Source organism: Gordonia terrae (genome assembly GCF_001698225.1).
Classification (GTDB): Bacteria; Actinomycetota; Actinomycetes; order Mycobacteriales; family Mycobacteriaceae; genus Gordonia; species Gordonia terrae.
Map to the genome: position 1 here is coordinate 2,375,967 of NZ_CP016594.1, position 16,105 is coordinate 2,392,071.

The 16,105-nt window shown below is 66.4% G+C and carries 13 protein-coding genes and 1 pseudogene; all 14 read left to right on the forward strand.

The annotated features are described in order from the left end of the window. Positions 1 to 23: 23 nt before the first annotated feature. Complete coding sequence (locus BCM27_RS10740) at positions 24 to 875, forward strand: DivIVA domain-containing protein (RefSeq protein ID WP_033203506.1); 852 nt, start codon at positions 24 to 26, stop codon at positions 873 to 875. A gap of 105 nt (positions 876 to 980) precedes the next feature. After that, positions 981 to 1,628, forward strand: coding sequence for a YceD family protein (locus BCM27_RS10745; RefSeq protein WP_004019646.1), 648 nt, complete (start codon positions 981 to 983; stop codon positions 1,626 to 1,628). Continuing rightward, a complete protein-coding gene (gene rnc / locus BCM27_RS10750) occupies positions 1,621 to 2,346 on the forward strand; it encodes a ribonuclease III (RefSeq protein WP_004019647.1) in 726 nt (241 codons plus the stop codon). The genes BCM27_RS10745 and rnc overlap by 8 nt, the downstream gene beginning before the upstream one ends. Before the next feature lie 51 nt (positions 2,347 to 2,397). Next, positions 2,398 to 3,303: a bifunctional DNA-formamidopyrimidine glycosylase/DNA-(apurinic or apyrimidinic site) lyase gene (gene mutM, locus BCM27_RS10755; protein ID WP_004019648.1), complete on the forward strand. Its 906-nt coding sequence runs from the start codon at positions 2,398 to 2,400 to the stop codon at positions 3,301 to 3,303. Between the two features lie 599 nt (positions 3,304 to 3,902). Then, positions 3,903 to 5,072 carry a hypothetical protein gene (locus BCM27_RS26070; RefSeq protein WP_004019650.1) on the forward strand — a complete coding sequence of 390 codons (1,170 nt, stop codon included), beginning with the start codon at positions 3,903 to 3,905 and terminating at the stop codon, positions 5,070 to 5,072. Between the two features lie 74 nt (positions 5,073 to 5,146). After that, positions 5,147 to 6,160 (forward strand): hypothetical protein, encoded by a 1,014-nt coding sequence (locus BCM27_RS10765; RefSeq protein ID WP_141638814.1) that lies wholly within the window; start codon positions 5,147 to 5,149, stop codon positions 6,158 to 6,160. Positions 6,161 to 6,351: 191 nt separating this feature from the next. After that, positions 6,352 to 6,507 (forward strand): annotated as a pseudogene (locus BCM27_RS25420) (zinc finger domain-containing protein); the annotation flags it as partial. Positions 6,508 to 6,622: 115 nt separating this feature from the next. Beyond that, positions 6,623 to 8,017 (forward strand): HNH endonuclease signature motif containing protein, encoded by a 1,395-nt coding sequence (locus BCM27_RS10770; RefSeq protein ID WP_004019652.1) that lies wholly within the window; start codon positions 6,623 to 6,625, stop codon positions 8,015 to 8,017. Between the two features lie 103 nt (positions 8,018 to 8,120). Further along, positions 8,121 to 8,579 (forward strand): OsmC family protein, encoded by a 459-nt coding sequence (locus BCM27_RS10775; protein ID WP_004019653.1) that lies wholly within the window; start codon positions 8,121 to 8,123, stop codon positions 8,577 to 8,579. Positions 8,580 to 8,583: 4 nt separating this feature from the next. Beyond that, the gene (locus BCM27_RS10780; protein ID WP_004019654.1) at positions 8,584 to 8,889 is read left to right on the forward strand and encodes an acylphosphatase; all 306 of its coding nucleotides are present in this window, start codon (positions 8,584 to 8,586) and stop codon (positions 8,887 to 8,889) included. Positions 8,890 to 8,933: 44 nt separating this feature from the next. Continuing rightward, the gene (gene smc, locus BCM27_RS10785) at positions 8,934 to 12,542 is read left to right on the forward strand and encodes a chromosome segregation protein SMC (RefSeq protein WP_033203499.1); all 3,609 of its coding nucleotides are present in this window, start codon (positions 8,934 to 8,936) and stop codon (positions 12,540 to 12,542) included. After that, positions 12,539 to 14,116, forward strand: coding sequence for a signal recognition particle-docking protein FtsY (gene ftsY, locus BCM27_RS10790; RefSeq protein ID WP_004572308.1), 1,578 nt, complete (start codon positions 12,539 to 12,541; stop codon positions 14,114 to 14,116). Before smc ends, ftsY begins: the two co-directional genes overlap by 4 nt. 228 nt (positions 14,117 to 14,344) lie before the next feature. Next, positions 14,345 to 15,694: an ammonium transporter gene (locus tag BCM27_RS10795; protein ID WP_004572307.1), complete on the forward strand. Its 1,350-nt coding sequence runs from the start codon at positions 14,345 to 14,347 to the stop codon at positions 15,692 to 15,694. A 50-nt stretch (positions 15,695 to 15,744) separates the two neighbouring features. Next, positions 15,745 to 16,083, forward strand: a complete 339-nt coding sequence (locus BCM27_RS10800) for a P-II family nitrogen regulator (protein ID WP_004572306.1) — start codon at positions 15,745 to 15,747, stop codon at positions 16,081 to 16,083. Positions 16,084 to 16,105: the final 22 nt, after the last annotated feature.

Consider the following 16,105-nt stretch of genomic DNA (forward strand, 5'->3'; position numbering starts at 1 on the left):
GCAAGCGCCGGATTGGGGTGGCTGTGTACCGGGTATTTGAGGCTCTCGACGAGCTGGTCGCGATCGTCGAAGAGGCACGAAGTGTGCCGATGACCGCAGGCTGCGTCGTCCCGCGCGGCGATGTGCTGGAACTCCTCGACGACATCAAGGACTCCATCCCCGGCGAGCTCGACGACGCGCAGGACGTGCTCGATCAGCGCGACACGCTCATCGGCGATGCCCGCGAGCATGCCGAGACGACGGTGGCGAAGGCGGATTCGGAGTCCGAGGCCGTTCTCGCGCACGCCCGCGCCGAGGCGGACCGGATTCTGTCCGAGGCGAAGGCGCAGGCCGACCGAATGGTCGACGAGGCGAGCGCGCACTCGAACTCGCTGGTCGGGGATGCCTCCGAGGAGGCCCATCGCCTGCAGACGAGCGCTGCTCGCGAATTCGAGGCCGTCACGGGTCGGGCGCGGGCCGAGGCCCAGCGCACCATCGACGCGGCCAACAACTCCTACGACAAGTCGGTGGCCGACGGCATCGCCGAGCAGCAGCGGCTGGTCTCCGAGACCGAGGTCGTCGGCGCGGCGAAGTCCGAGGCGGAGCGCATCATCGATGCCGCCCACGCGGAGGCGGATCGTCTGCGCGGTGATTGCGATGTCTACGTCGACGAGAAGCTCGCCCAGTTCGAAGAGGTCCTGACCGGCACGCTGCGATCGGTGAACCGTGGGCGGCACCAGCTGCGCACCGGTGCCGGAATGCACGATTACGTCGAGTACCCCCGCGGCGTCGACGAGTCCGGCCGGACCGAGAACAAGGGTGACGGTTCACGCTCACGCGAGGCGTCCGCGCGTCACACCTACGACCGCGATCATGGTTCGCCGCTCGCGGTGTGACCCTGGGTGTGACACGGTCGTCGACCCGGCTGTCCACACGCCGCCGGCGTCGGTCGATCATTCGGGGACGCCAGCGTATGGTGGGCGTCTGTGGCTGATCATGCTGTGACATCAGAGCCGTCGCACGGTCCCGGTTCGACCCCCAGGCGCGAGCCGTTCGTGCTGGATGTGCGTTCGATGGGACGCCGCCCGGGCACCATGTCCGAGGTGCACCGAACGGTGCGTACACCCGAGCGGCTCGGCGTCGAGATGGTCGGTATCCCGGCGGATTCCGACGTCGATCTCGACCTGCGCCTCGAGGCGGTGTCCGAGGGGATCCTGGTGACCGGCACGGTGTGCGGCGAGACCGTCGGTCAATGTTCACGGTGCCTCGAACCCGTCGACGGAACGGTCACGGTCTTCCTCACCGAACTCTTCGCCTATCCGGACAGCGCGACCGAACAGACGACCGACGCCGACGACATCCATCGCATCGCCGATGACCGCATCGATCTCGAGCAGTCGATCATCGATGCGGTCGCGCTCGAGCTGCCGATGTCGCCGTTGTGTTCCGAGGACTGTCAAGGTCTGTGCCAGGTGTGCGGCGTCCGGCTCGCCATCGCCGAGCCGGGCCACTCCCACGAGGTCATCGACCCCCGGTGGGCTGGTCTCGCGAGCAAGTTCGCCGACCTCGACGCCGACGACTCGGCATCGGCGTCGGAGGGCGACGCCGCCGACACCGCGGATCCCGACCGGAAACGACATCGTGACTGAGGCCGTGCGGGAGGATGGACCGCGAGCCGCGCTGCTCGACGCCCTGGACACCGACATCCCCGATGAGCTCCTCACGCTGGCGCTGACCCATCGGTCCTACGCCTACGAACACGGCGGTCTCCCCACCAACGAGCGCCTGGAGTTCCTCGGCGACTCGGTGCTGGGCGTCGTCATCACCGAGCGTCTCTATCTGCGCTATCCCGATCGTCCCGAGGGTGAACTGGCCAAGATCCGCGCGAGCGTCGTCAACATGCACGCCCTCGCCGATGTGGCTCGCGGGCTCGGGGACGAGGGCGGGCTCGGAAAATACCTGTTCCTCGGTCGCGGCGAGGAGATGACGGGCGGCCGCGACAAGGACTCGATCCTGGCAGACGGTCTGGAATCACTGTTCGGCGCGGTCTTCCTCAGCCATGGTCTCGAGACCTCGCAGCGGGTCATCCTGCGCTTGTTCGACGAGCGTCTCGACCGTGCCGGCAGCCTCGGCGCGGGCCTGGACTGGAAGACCTCGCTCCAGGAGCTGAGTTCCGAGCGCGGCTTCGGTCCGCCGCAGTACCAGATCAGCGCGACCGGTCCAGACCACAACAAGGAGTTCACCGCGACCGCGCTGGTCGCGGGCGAGAGTCTCGGCGAGGGCGTCGGCCGGACCAAGAAGGAAGCGGAGCAGCAGGCGGCTGCGCATGCCTGGAAAGTGCTCACCGAGCGCGCTTCCGCCTCGTGAAACCCGGCTTCGTGATCTTCCGTCTCGTGCACGACCTGCCCGCGGTGTCGCATGCCTGAACTGCCCGAGGTCGAGACCGTCCGCAGCGGTCTCGAGACCCATCTCGTCGGGCGCGTGGTGACCTCGACCGAGGTCCTCCATCCCCGCGCGATCCGTCGTCATGCCGGGGGTGAGCCGGATCTGATCGGCCGGCTCGCCGGCAAGCAGGTGACCGGCGTCCGCCGCCGCGGCAAGTACCTGTGGATCGATCTCGCCGACTCCACCGACCGGGCGGCGCTCGTGGTCCATCTCGGGATGAGCGGGCAGATGCTCATCGCGCGGGTCGGAACCCCCGACCACACGCATCTGCGGGTCCGCGCCGTCCTCGACGACGAGAACGAACTCCGCTTCGTCGACCAACGCACCTTCGGCGGCTGGCATCTCGACGACTACACCCCTGATGTGTATGCGCCCCAGCATAATTCGGGCACGACCGACTCGGCATCCGCTGACGTCCCGACGTCGGTGGCGCACATCGCCACCGATCCCTTCGATCCGGCTTTCGATCCCGGCCGTGTCGTGGATCGCATGCGCGCCAAGCACTCCGAGATCAAACGGGTGCTGCTGGACCAGACCGTCATCTCCGGGGTCGGCAACATCTACGCCGACGAGGCGCTCTGGCGCGCGCGCCTGCACGGTGCGCGGATCGCCGAGACCATCAGTCGCAAGAAGCTACGCGAACTGATCGACGCCGTCACCGACGTGATGGCGGCGGCGCTGAAGGTCGGCGGGACATCCTTCGACGCGCTGTATGTGAACGTCAACGGACAGTCCGGGTACTTCGAACGGTCCCTGAACGCCTACGGGCGGGCGGGGGAGCCGTGTCGCAGGTGCGGCGCGATCATGCGGCGGGAGCAGTTCATGAACCGGAGCTCGTTCTTCTGCCCGAAGTGCCAGCGGCCGCTGCGAACTCTGTAAAGCCTCTGCCTGGACAGCGATCGTTCCCGGAGCGCTGCGATGTACGTTGTACGTTTTGGTCGCGTGCGCATCACCGTGATCCTGCGAAAGTCGGATCGACCTAAGGAGTCGGAAGGTAGGTTTCAGGCTCCCGAAGCCCTATCGCCACCGCCAACGTGACCTGCTTTGACGGTTGAAAGTAGGCGGTTGGCTCCTGTCGATCTGCGCGTGGCAACGCCAGGTGACCGCTCGCATCGAGATTGGCAGCTGGGGGACTAGGTGCAGTGACTTGACAGGGTGTTGTCAAGCGGCGAGCACGCAGTCAAAGCAAGTCCCCTCGATCGACCGCTCTGGGTAACGCTTGGGCTTGGTGCGAAGCTTCAACAAGAAAGCGTGACTAGCAGTGATGGCATCACGCCCGGACAACCCCGGGGGCACATCATCCGGTGGGGGACGAACCGGGAATCCTGCAAGGGGCGTCCCGCGGCACAACGTCCCGACGACCGGGCACTGGTGCTGAACTGCGAGTACATCAAGACCGTCGTGCCTGACGTCGCTGAGACTGATGGACTGACATGATGAGTGTTTGAGGCCCATCAGGAGACGAGTTAAGAGGCTGCATGAGTTTGGTGAATCAGATCCACGACACGCGAACCGATTGCTACTCAGTTATGACCGAGATGAAGGTAGGGGACTATCTGAAGGTCGTTGAGAAGGCGCATGCCGATAGGGGAGGTATTGAGGGCCAGCGCGCGGTCTTGGGGACTACTACCGCGCGGCGCATCCGAGACCGGATGGTCTCGGATATCACGCAAGGTGCTGTTCTGCCCCCGATTGTCATCGGCCTGGTCGTTGACGTGGAGACCTTCAATGCCGGGCCTCTGTCGACATTCGAAGAACTGCAAACGATTCTTGCCGGAGCACCGGGTGAGGACGTCGCGATTATCGACGGTATGCAACGCACTGCCGCCCTGCTCGCAGCAAGCGAGCAGGACGAGTCAGTAAGCGACCGGCCAATGCGAGTTGAGTTCTGGCTGACGCGGGGCGTTCGCGCTTTGATCTACAGGATGCTGGTACTCAACACCGGTCAGGTTCCGTGGACACTCGATCGACAGATAGCTGTGGTGTTCGCGTCGATGCTTGGAGAGGTCCGTGACCGTGTCCCTTCAATTGAGAAGCTGATCACGCCTGATGAACCCGGCCGACGCGTTGGCGCCGCGCAATTGAGGTTTGACTCCATTGTCGAGATGTATATGGCCTTCTCACTACGAAAGGCGACGGTCGATACAAAAGAGCAGGTTTCTGACGAGTTCTCGCGCCTCGACTTTGTTGAGAACTTAGATGACACCAATTTCCAGGCCCAATTCTACGGAGTGCTGGAGATGCTCGTTGATCTCGACAAGGAATTCTCACGAGCGGCAGCTTCTCCAGGTGTGCCGCTCAGTAGCGGGCGTCGGGTATTTGATCGGCAGCCGGCACGAATCGGCTTCTCCGTGGCCTTCGGCCTCAAAATAATCGGCCGTCCGGGCGAGAGTCGCAGCTCGGAGAAAAAGGCGCGCGCTTTGCAGACCCTACAATCGCAACATCAGGATTTTCTCGATCAGCTGAAAAGGCTTAATGACCAAGAACTCGTCGACTTTCTGCGCCTGGATGTTCTTGGGGAGGTTCTCGATAAACGTGTTGGTCAGGTTGGTCGTTATGAACGCGGAGTCTTTCAGGAGGCTTTCAAGGTGCTCATTGAAGAGCAGTTCGATGTGACGTCGATGGAGATATGCTGGAGGGCAGCGTAGTAGTGTCTCGGAATGCCAAAGACACTGCAGCCACGATCTTCGATCGGCTCGTGCGGTACGCAGCGGACCGAGGAGTGCAAATCCCGCTCGGCGAACGATACATATTTCTCGATGAGGCCGAGTACGACATCCTCGTGAGGACTAAACGGCTTGCGCACGTCAAGTTCGGGAGGAACCAGGCCGCTGCGCTGATCAAGTCACAGAACACGGTGGTACTGGCGATTGCAGGGTTTGAGGCCGAGGCAGTGGTATCGACCTCCCAGACTCGCGAGGTGGAGATGACTGCTGGACTCGCGGTCGCGATGCTGGCTGATCTGGAAGTGAATCCATCAGCTAGTCCAGCGTCCGTCCTTGATGTCGCTGGAGCGGGCAGCGCGGCGGATGGCGGGTATCAGGGTCACGACCTCGATCTGGTGTTGGGGCTCTATCCAGACATGCAGGCCCTCGAGATCGACGACCTGGCCGCCGGATGGACGGATCTTGACGCCAACTTATTACCCACGTGTGCTCGTCAGGGCGCCCACGGCAACGGCTGGGTCAACAGTGAACTCGCTGGTGAACTTGCAATGCTTGGGGAGCAACGTATTGCGGGCATCCCGTACGAGTTCCTGACCCGGGCGGTCCTTGATCTGAACCCCACAAGTCTCTTCCTATCGCTGTATCGCTGTCTGGAGGCCACTTACGCGTATACAAAGGCTTCAGAACTCGCTACCACTCTTGGGATATCCAAGCCCTGGATTGAGATTGCCGAAGCGTTGGGAAACACCCTCAGCTGGTATCCACGCCACGATCAGGGTTTGGCTGCAGTCCTGGCTATGCCTACGGTTGGCAGTGACGAACTTGAGGCACTGGCCGTCGCTCTTGGCCGCGACGAAGGTGCGGATGCACTCTCAACTCGTGTTGCCGCTGGCGTGCGAGAGCTACGAAATAGCTTAGTGCACTACGGCCCAACGACACGTCAGGTGGCTATCTTGAACGACGATTGGAATGCGCTATGCATTCCTCTTGCACGAGTCGTGGGGAGCGTATTCGCGCATGCGTATGCGGGCGACTTACCGGCAGTCTCATCGACGTTAGGTGATCGTTAGAGCGGCGCTGTTTGCCCGCGCGGATAGAGGCGAAAGTTGCCTCGATCTACCCGCTGCGGAAATACCTCGATGGTGACGCCAGGCAATCTCTCGACGGCGAGGTCGGCTGGTCGGGTGCATCTGTCCTGCTCAAAGAACACGCGAGATCAAAACTCTTTAACCGTCTTCATCGCGTACCTCGGCTGTCCTTCAACCCCTACGGACGCGAAGGGCAGCCGTGCCGCAGCTGCGGGGCAATCATGCGCCGAGAGTCGTTCATGAACCGCAGCTCGTACTTCTGCGCGCGGTGCCAGACCGTGCCTCGGCGCCGCCCACGTCGCTACGAGCGTTCCGCGGAACGCTCGTAGCGACGTGGCCACCCATTTTGTCGGTGGGCGCCGCTACGTTGTTCGCATATCCGTTCGAACAGCTGGGGGGCTCGGGGTGTCGGTTTCGGTATTGCACGGTGAGAACGTGTCGTCGATGTTCGATGGCGCGGATCCGGCGTCGTTGTCCGATGACGCGTTGGAAAGCAGGGTGCTGGTTCATGCCGCGCAGATCACCGCTCTCACCGCCGAGTTCTTGTCTCTGGTGGCGGAGTTGAATGAGCGGCAGTCGTGGCGGGGGCCGGGTGTTCACTCCCTGGCGCATTGGCTGTCGTGGAAGGCGGGTGTCTCTCGGCGCACGGCGCAGGAGCAGGTACGGGTGGCGAAGGCACTGACGGAGTTGCCGCTGATCCGGCAGGCGTTCGGTGCGGGGCGGTTGTCATATTCGAAGGTGCGGGCGCTGACGCGGGTGGCGACCCCGTTGCGGGAGAAAGAGCTGGTGAACCTGGCGTTGTCGTGTACGGCCTCCCAGCTGGAGCGGGCGGTACGTGCGATGGGACGGATCGATATGGATCGTGGCATCGAGGCGGAGAATCGCCCGCCGGTGGAGTCGACAGGCCGGTGGAAGTGGAATGCCGATGGTTCCTTGTCTGTGTCGCTGACGCTGTCTCCGCTGGATGGTGCCAGGGTCCTTGCCGGTGCGGTCCGTGCGGAGTACGAACGCACCCGGACCTGCGACGATTCGGATCTGCCCGCGGTGTCGAGCGTTCCGCGGAACGCTGCGAGCGAGTTGGAGACCGTGGAGGGAGAACCGGATTTCGAGGTCAAGCCGGCGAATCGGCGGGACCTGTGGCGGAATGTGCCGTCGAATCTGGCTCCCGCGATGGTGGCCATGGCCGACATGGTGCACGACGGGATCGCGATGCCTGATCTCGCTCCGGGCGCCGAGATCCTGATCCACACCGACGAGGGTGGAGAACTGGCCCACCTCGATGACGGGCCGGCGCTGTCGGTGGCCGAGTTGGAGGAGGTGCACTGTGGTGCTGCGGTCCGGAAGGCGTTGTCCAGGAAGGTGTCCGGCGCTCCAGGGAAGTTGGCATTGTTGGGGCTGGGGCGTAAGTCGCGAACGCCGAACAGGGCACTGGTCAGGGCGTTGTTCGTGAGAGACCGGTGCTGTCAGATGCCCGGCTGTGAACGCACACGGCATCTGCACGCCCATCACGTGGTGTTCTGGTCGGCCGGTGGGGAGACCGACCTGGACAACCTGATTCTGTTGTGTGGGAGCTGTCACCGTGCGTTGCATCGGGGTGAGTTCAGTATCACCGGTCATCGGTCGCAACAGTTTTCGTTCCACAGGCCGGGTGGTTCGGTGATCGACGTAAGTCCCGCGACACGCGCGCCGGGGCAGTGGTCGCCGGATGAACGGGTGGCGGCGGATGCGACGGTGCCCGTGGGTGGCGGCAAGCTTGACCTCGGGTACGCGACCGAGGTGATCTATGCGGTGTGGGAATGGAAGGAACGCAGCGCACGCCGAGACGCGGCAGCGGCCTGACGACGTCGGAAGCGGCCGGTGCGGGAATCTTTCCTGATCCTCGGCTCTTACTATGGTCTGCGGTGCCAGCGCCGCCCCGCCGCCTGAGAGGACCCATCCCAGCATGACGATCGAACAGAACACCGCCGCCCCGGCACAGGCCGCGGAGCCCGCGTACACCGACCTCTGGGTCGAGCGCACCGGCACGCGCCGCTACACCGGACGCAGCTCGCGCGGTGGCGAGGTGCTGATCGGCTCACAGGATGTCGATGGTGTGTTCACCCCGGGTGAGCTGCTCAAGATCGCATTGGCAGCCTGCACCGGCATGTCCTCGGACCGGCCGCTGGCGCGTCGCCTCGGTGACGACTACGACGCGACGATCCGGGTGAGCGGCGACGCGGACCGCGACAACGAGGTCTACCCGCGCATCGAGGAGACCCTCGAGATCGACCTGTCCGAACTCGACCCCGATGCCGCCGCGCGCCTGCTGGTCGTCGTCGAACGGGCCATCGACGCGGTGTGCACGGTCGGGCGCACGGTGAAGGCCGGTGCCGAGGTGGATCTGCGGATCGAGACGGACTGACCCGATGACCGACGAGACCCGGATTGGGGACGGCGCCGACCGCATCAGGCTGACCGCGCATGTCCACGGACACGTGCAGGGCGTGGGCTTCCGGTGGTGGACGCGGTCCCGCGCCCTCGAACTCGGTCTGGTCGGCTACGCATCGAACCAGGCCGACGGCCGGGTGCTCGTCGTCGCCGAAGGGACACGGGACTCGGCGCTCGCCCTGCTGGAGGCGCTCCGGTCCGGCACCACGCCGGGACGGGTCGACCTGGTCGTCGAGCGTGTGGATGAACCGCGCGGGGACCTCGACGGCTTCGTCGAACGGTGAGCGGAGCCCGGAACATGTCGCGATGGTGAGTAGTCTGTACCGTCGTGCACCTCAAAAGCCTGACCCTGAAGGGCTTCAAGTCGTTCGCCTCGGCGACGACCCTGCGCTTCGAGCCGGGTATCACGTGCGTGGTGGGCCCCAACGGCTCCGGTAAGTCGAACGTCGTCGACGCCCTGACCTGGGTGATGGGCGAGCAGGGCGCCAAGGCGCTACGCGGCGGGAAGATGCAGGACGTCATCTTCGCCGGCACATCCGGCCGGCCGCCGCTGGGCCGCGCCGAGGTGACATTGACGATCGACAATGCCGACGGCGCGCTGCCCATCGAGTACTCCGAGGTCTCCATCACCCGCCGGATGTTCCGCGACGGTGCCGGCGAGTACGAGATCAACGGCAGTTCGTGCCGGCTGATGGATGTGCAGGAGCTGCTCTCGGATTCGGGTATCGGCCGCGAGATGCACGTGATCGTCGGCCAGGGCCGGCTGTCGGCGATCCTCGAGTCCCGGCCCGAAGACCGCCGCGCGTTCATCGAAGAAGCCGCGGGTGTACTCAAGCACCGCAAGCGCAAGGAAAAGGCGGTCCGCAAGCTCGACGCGATGCAGGCCAACCTCGCGCGCCTGACGGACCTGACCGCCGAACTCCGTCGCCAGCTCAAGCCGCTCGGCCGGCAGGCCGAGGTGGCACGCCGTGCCCAGACCGTGCAGGCCGACCTCCGCGACGCCCGGTTGCGTCTTGCCGCCGACGACCTCGTCACCCGCCGGACCGAGATGGCCGAACACGCCGCCGTCGAGGACGAGGTCCGTCGCAGGCAGGATGAGGTGGCCGCCGAGCTGGACCGCGCGAACGCGGAAGTGGCCGAACACGAACAGCATCTCGCCGAGATCACGCCCGCCGCGGCCGCCGCGAACCGCGCGTGGTTCCGGCTGTCGGCGCTGGCCGAGCGCGTCGACGCGACCCGCCGGGTCGCCGCCGAACGCAGCCGGTACCTCAGTGAACCGTCCGGCGAGGCGTCCGGACCCGACCCCGACGAGCTCGACGAGCAGGCCCTCGAGGCCGCCGAACTCGAAGCCGAACTCACCGAGGGCGTCGAGATCGCCGCCGAACAGCTCGAGACCGCCAGAGAAGTCCTCGGCGAGCGCGAGTCGATCGCCGAAGCCGCCGAGGCCGCTCACCTCGCCGCCGTCCGCGCCATCGCCGACCGTCGGGAGGGATTGGCGCGTCTGGAAGGGCAGGTCGACAACCTACGGACGCGTTCGGAGTCGGTCGACGCCGAGGCGCAACGCCTCACGAACGCGATCTCGGCGGCCACCGAGCGCGCCGAAGGTGCTGTGACGCAACAAGACTCGGCCGCCGGAGAGCTGGCGCAACTCGAGGCCGCCGAACGCGCTCTCGACGAACATCACGAACGCTGCGTCGCCGCGCTCAACCTGTCCAACGAGCGCGTCGCGACCCTGCAGGCATCCCACCGCGAGGCCGAGCACGCCATCGCCTCGCTGTCGGCGCGGGTGGACGCGCTCGCCATGGGACTCGAACGGGGCGACGGCGGTGCCTGGTTGCTGGAGAACGCGCCCGAGGGTCTCCTGGGTCCGATGTCCGAGCTGGTCACGGTCGAGGCGGGCTTCGAGACGGCCATCGCCGGGGCGCTCGGACCCGCCGTCGACGGCATCGTCACCGTCGACGGGATCGCCGCGGTGCGAGCGCTGGCGGCCCTCAAATCCGGCGACGGTGGACGGGCGGCGCTGATCTGCGGCGGGCTCACCGGTCCGGACCGGAAGAGTGAGGTCGCGTTGCCGGACGGGGCCAGGTGGGCCGCCTCGGTGGTCGACACCCGGCCCGAGATCCGCGGTGCCATCGACACCGTCCTGGCCGACACCGTCATCGTCGACGATCCCGCCCAGGGACTCGAACTCGCCCGCCGCCTCGGGGTGCGGGCGGTGACCCCCGCGGGCGACCGCATCTCGGCAGCGTCGGTCGAGGGGGGTTCGTCGCGCCGACCCTCCACGCTGGAGGTCCAGTCCGCGATCGATGCGGCGACCGCCGAACTCGGCGCGACGCGCCGACGCGTCGAAGAACTGGAGGCGGCGCTCGACGGTGCGCTGACCGAACAGCACGAGCGACGCGAAGCGGCCGAGGAGGCGCTCGCCGCGCTGCACGAGTCCGACGCCGGCGTCGGCGCCGCGTACGAGCAGATGGCCCGGCTCGGTCAGGAGATCCGGGCGTCGCGCGCCGAGGCCGACAAACTGACGCGCCAGCGGAACCTCCTCGAGAAGGGCCGCGCGGAGACCCTCGAATCGTTGCAGGAACTCACCGAGCGGCTTCGGCTCGCGCGCGACGAGCCCGAGGTGGGGACCGAGATGTCGGCCGACGACTCCGAGCGCGCGACCGCATCGGCGGCGGTCGGGGTGGCGCGCAGCGCCGAGATGGAGGCGCGTCTGACGTTGCGGACCGCCGAGGAACGCCTCGCCTCGGTCCGGGGCAAGGCCGACTCGCTGCGTCGCGCCGCCCAGCGCGAGCGGGAGGCGCGCGAACGAGCCCGCCGCCAGGACGAGATCCGGCGACAGGCCGCCGGCGTCGCGGTGGCCGTCGAACGCGCGGGCGCGCAGGTCAGTGAGCGCCTCGCGGCAGCGGTGGCCTCGGCGCAGGCCGGGCGCGACGAACTCGAGGAGATCCGGACCGCACGTACCGCAACCCTGGACGAGCTCCGCGTTCGGGCGGGCGAGCTGACGACCACGCTGAACTCACTGCGCGACACCGTCCACCGCGACGAGGTGGCGCGAGCCCAGGTCGCGCTCCGCATCGAGCAACTCGAAGAGCAGGTGCTCGAGACGTTCGCGATGGCACCCGACGATCTGATCGCCGAATACGGCCCCGACGTGCCGATGCCCCCGTCGGCGCTGGAGATGGCCGAGTACGAGCAGGCGAGGGAACGCGGCGAGCAGGTCGTCGCGCCGGCGCCGATGCCGTACAACCGGGCGACCCAGGAAGCCCGCGCGAAGAAGGCGCAGAAGGACCTCAACACGCTCGGCAAGGTCAACCCGCTCGCACTCGAGGAGTTCGCCGCACTCGAGGAGCGATACAACTTCCTGTCCTCACAGCTCGAAGACGTCAAGGCGGCGCGCAAGGATCTCCTCGACGTGGTCGAGGAGGTCGACGCCCGCATCCTGCGGGTGTTCACCGAGGCCTACGCCGACGTCGAACGCGAATTCGCGCAGGTCTTCCAGACGCTGTTCCCGGGCGGCGAAGGGCGACTGGTCCTCACCGAACCCGGCGACATGCTCACGACCGGCATCGAGGTCGAGGCGCGTCCGCCCGGCAAGAAGGTCAAGCGGCTGTCACTGCTGTCGGGTGGGGAGAAGTCGCTCACGGCCGTCGCGATGCTGGTGGCGATCTTCCGGGCACGGCCGTCACCCTTCTACGTCATGGACGAGGTCGAGGCCGCTCTCGACGACACCAACCTGCGGCGACTCATCACATTGTTCGAGCAACTGCGGGAGAAGTCCCAGCTCATCGTCATCACCCACCAGAAGCCCACGATGGAGGTCGCGGATGCGCTCTACGGGGTCAGCATGCGCGGCGACGGCATCACGACGGTCATCTCACAACGCATGCGCGGAGTGAACATGCCCGTCGGACAACAGGAGGACACCAGCCAGTGAACACCGGAATCATCATCGGCATCGTCGTCGCGGTGCTCGTCGTGATCGCGTTGATCGTGCTCGGTCTGGTGCTGTCGCGCCGCCGGCGCATCTCGCTCACCGACGAACGACAGCCAGAGGTCGTCGACGGCACGACCCGTCAGGTCGACCGGTCGGGCGGTTACCAGGCCGGGTCGGGCTTCAGTTTCAGCCGCGGGGACGCCGGTACGGCGCTCGCGGAACCGCCTGCGCGCAAGCCCGAACCCGTGCGCAAGCCGGCCGAGCCAACCGTGCGGCCGCCGGGAGATCGCACCGACGTGGACGGTCAGCCGGGTGTCGGCGACGACGCCGCGGTCCCGCGTGACTCGATTCGACGCGGCGTCACCGACGTATCCCTTCCCGAGCCGGACACCGCCGAGCCGGACACCGTCGAGCCGGAGGCTAGCGAGCCCGGGACAGCCGAGCCCGAGGCTGCAGAGCCCGAGACGGTTGAGCCCGAGACGGTGGAACCGGAGGCCGCCCGGCCTGCGACTGCACCGCCGGACACGGTGGTTCCGGACACGGCTGAACCGGACACGGCGGAACCCGCGGCAGTCGAGCCGGAGATCGTCGAACCCGAGACGCGGGTGCCCGACGATGTCGCGGAGGCGACCACGGCGCCGCCGCTGGACGACATCGCGCCGACGGCGGGCCGGATCGGTCGGCTGCGTGGCCGGCTGTCCCGGTCGCAGGGCGCGATCGGCAAGGGTGTGCTGGGACTCCTCGGTGCGGGCGATCTCGACGAGGAGAGCTGGGAGGAGATCGAGGACACGCTGGTGATGGCCGACCTCGGCGCCGCGACCACCGCCACCGTCGTCGAGACGTTGCGAACCGAACTCGCGGCCAATCCGGTCCGGACCGCGGGGGAGGCCCGGGCCTTGCTCAAGCGGGTCCTGATCGAGCAGCTCGACCCGACCCTCGACCGGTCGATCCGGGCGCTGCCGCACGCCGGTCGCCCCGCCGTCGTGCTCGTCGTCGGGGTCAACGGCACCGGCAAGACGACCACGACCGGCAAACTGGCGCGCGTGCTCGTCGCCGATGGTCGTCGCGTCCTGCTCGGAGCCGCCGACACCTTCCGCGCCGCCGCCGCCGATCAGCTGCAGACCTGGGGTGAGCGTGTCGGTGCCGAGATCGTGCGCGGCAAGGAACAGGCCGATCCCGCCGCGGTCGCGTTCGACGCGGTCGACCGCGGCATCGAGACGGGTGTCGACGTGGTCATGATCGACACCGCGGGCCGCCTGCACACCAAGACCGGCCTGATGGACGAGCTGGGCAAGGTCAAACGCGTCGTCGAGAAGAAGGCACCCGTCGACGAGGTGCTGCTGGTCCTCGATGCGACCGTCGGACAGAACGGCCTCATGCAGGCCCGCGTGTTCGCCGAAGTCGTGAACATCACCGGTGTGGTGTTGACGAAGCTCGACGGCACCGCGAAGGGTGGCATCGTCTTCCACGTCCAGAAGGAACTCGGGGTACCGGTCAAGCTCGTCGGGCTCGGCGAGGGAGCCGACGATCTCGCGCCGTTCGAACCGGACGCATTCGTCGACGCCCTGCTGTGAACTCCGCTGCCGCTGTGAATTCCGAATCTGTGATCGGAAATGTCGGGTTAGACGTCGGCCGAGGAGTCTGAGAGTCGGCTCAGAGCCGAACTGGGACGTTACCTGTGCGCAATACAAACCACTCAGGGGGTTACGCGCCCGAAACGTCAGGGCACCACGGCTGAAACCGACTGCCGACAATCTCTGTGGAGGCGCCGAGCCGTCGGCGCATCCTGAGGAGGTTTCGTAGTGGATTTGGCTCAGTTGCCAAACGAATCGTTTGGCCCGATCGACACGGGCAACACGGCATTCATGCTCGTGTCGGCCGCGCTCGTGTTGCTGATGACCCCAGGCCTCGCGTTCTTCTACGGGGGGTTGGCGCGAGGCAAGTCCGTCCTGAACATGATGATGATGTCCTTCGGCGCGCTGGCGTCGATCAGCGTCGTGTACGTGCTGTGGGGCTTCTCGATGTCGTTCAGCGACGGGATCACCGGTAGCAGCGACATCGGCGGGATCTTCGCGAACCCGTTCGCTCTGTTCGGGTCCGACCAGTTGATGAGCACGATCGGCGAGGGCGACACCGAGCTGTACGTCACCGGCGGCCTCTCGATCCCGGCGATCGTCTTCATGGGCTTCCAGCTGACCTTCGCGGTGATCACCGTCGCTCTCATCAGCGGTGCCCTGGCCGAGCGCGTCAAATTCTCCACCTGGATGGTCTTCACCGTCCTGTGGGCGACGATCGTCTACTTCCCGCTGTCGCACATGGTCTGGGGCGGCCTGGTCGGTGGCGGCGGTCTCCTGGGTGCGGGTGAGGACGGCCTGGCGGCCAAGATGTTCGGCACGACCGACGGGGAGGCCAACGTTGCCCCGATCGACTTCGCCGGCGGCACGGTCGTCCACATCAATGCCGGCATCGCGGCGCTGGTCCTGGTCCTGATCATCGGCAAGCGCGTCGGCTTCGGTCGCACCGCGTACCGTCCGCACAACATCCCGTTCGTCATGCTCGGCGCCGCCCTGCTGTGGTTCGGCTGGTTCGGGTTCAACGTCGGCTCCGAGCTGGGCGCCGACCTCCTCGCCGGACAGGTGTGGGTCAACACCACCGCCGCGACGGCTGCCGCGATCATCGGCTGGCTCGTGGTCGAGGTCATCCGCGACAAGCACGCGACGAGCGTGGGCGCCGCATCGGGCATCGTCGCCGGTCTGGTCGCGATCACCCCGGCGTGTGGCTCGCTGACCCCGATCGGCTCGTTGATCCTCGGCCTCGTCGCAGGTGCGCTCGCCGCGACGGCCATCGGACTGAAGAACAAGTTCGGATACGACGACTCGCTCGACGTCGTCGGCGTCCACCTCGTCGCGGGCCTCTGGGGCACGGTGGCCATCGGTCTGATCGGCGAGGACGTGGGCCTCTTCTGGGGCGGCGATTACAAGCAGCTGGTGGTCCAGGTCGTCATCGCTCTGTTCGCGCTCGTGTTCACCGCTGTTCTCACCGCGATCATCGCCTTCGCGCTCAAGCCGCTGGGTTGGCGCGTCAGCGATGAGGACGAGAAGACCGGCATCGACGAGGCGGAACACGCCGAGACGGCCTATGAGCTGGCATGACGCTCGAAGCCATTCGCTACTACGCTGAATCCTGTGGAGAGGGATAACTTATGAAGCTGATCACTGCAATCGTCAAGCCGTTCACGCTCGAGGATGTCAAAGCCGGGTTGGAGCAGGCCGGCATCCTGGGCATGACCGTGAGTGAGGTCCAGGGCTACGGACGCCAGAAGGGCCACACCGAGGTCTATCGCGGCGCCGAGTACTCGGTCGACTTCGTGCCCAAGGTCCGCGTCGAGGTCGTGGTGGACGACGCGGCCGTGGACAAGGTCGTCGATGTGATCGTCGAGGCCGCCCGGACCGGCAAGATCGGTGACGGCAAGGTGTGGGTGTCGCCGGTGGAATCCGTGGTCCGCGTCCGCACCGGTGAGCGTGGCGGCGACGCCCTGTAGCGAGCCCGTGCCGCGTTGACGA

What these genes read in the sequence shown, in the direction of transcription:
- mutM (WP_004019648.1), top strand. Translation starts at nt 2,398, where the DNA reads ATGCCTGAACTGCCCGAGGTCGAGACCGTCCGCAGCGGTCTCGAGACC.
- BCM27_RS26070 (WP_004019650.1), top strand. Translation starts at nt 3,903, where the DNA reads ATGAGTTTGGTGAATCAGATCCACGACACGCGAACCGATTGCTACTCA.
- BCM27_RS10770 (WP_004019652.1), top strand. Translation starts at nt 6,623, where the DNA reads ATGTTCGATGGCGCGGATCCGGCGTCGTTGTCCGATGACGCGTTGGAA.
- BCM27_RS10775 (WP_004019653.1), top strand. Translation starts at nt 8,121, where the DNA reads ATGACGATCGAACAGAACACCGCCGCCCCGGCACAGGCCGCGGAGCCC.
- BCM27_RS10780 (WP_004019654.1), top strand. Translation starts at nt 8,584, where the DNA reads ATGACCGACGAGACCCGGATTGGGGACGGCGCCGACCGCATCAGGCTG.
- BCM27_RS10800 (WP_004572306.1), top strand. Translation starts at nt 15,745, where the DNA reads ATGAAGCTGATCACTGCAATCGTCAAGCCGTTCACGCTCGAGGATGTC.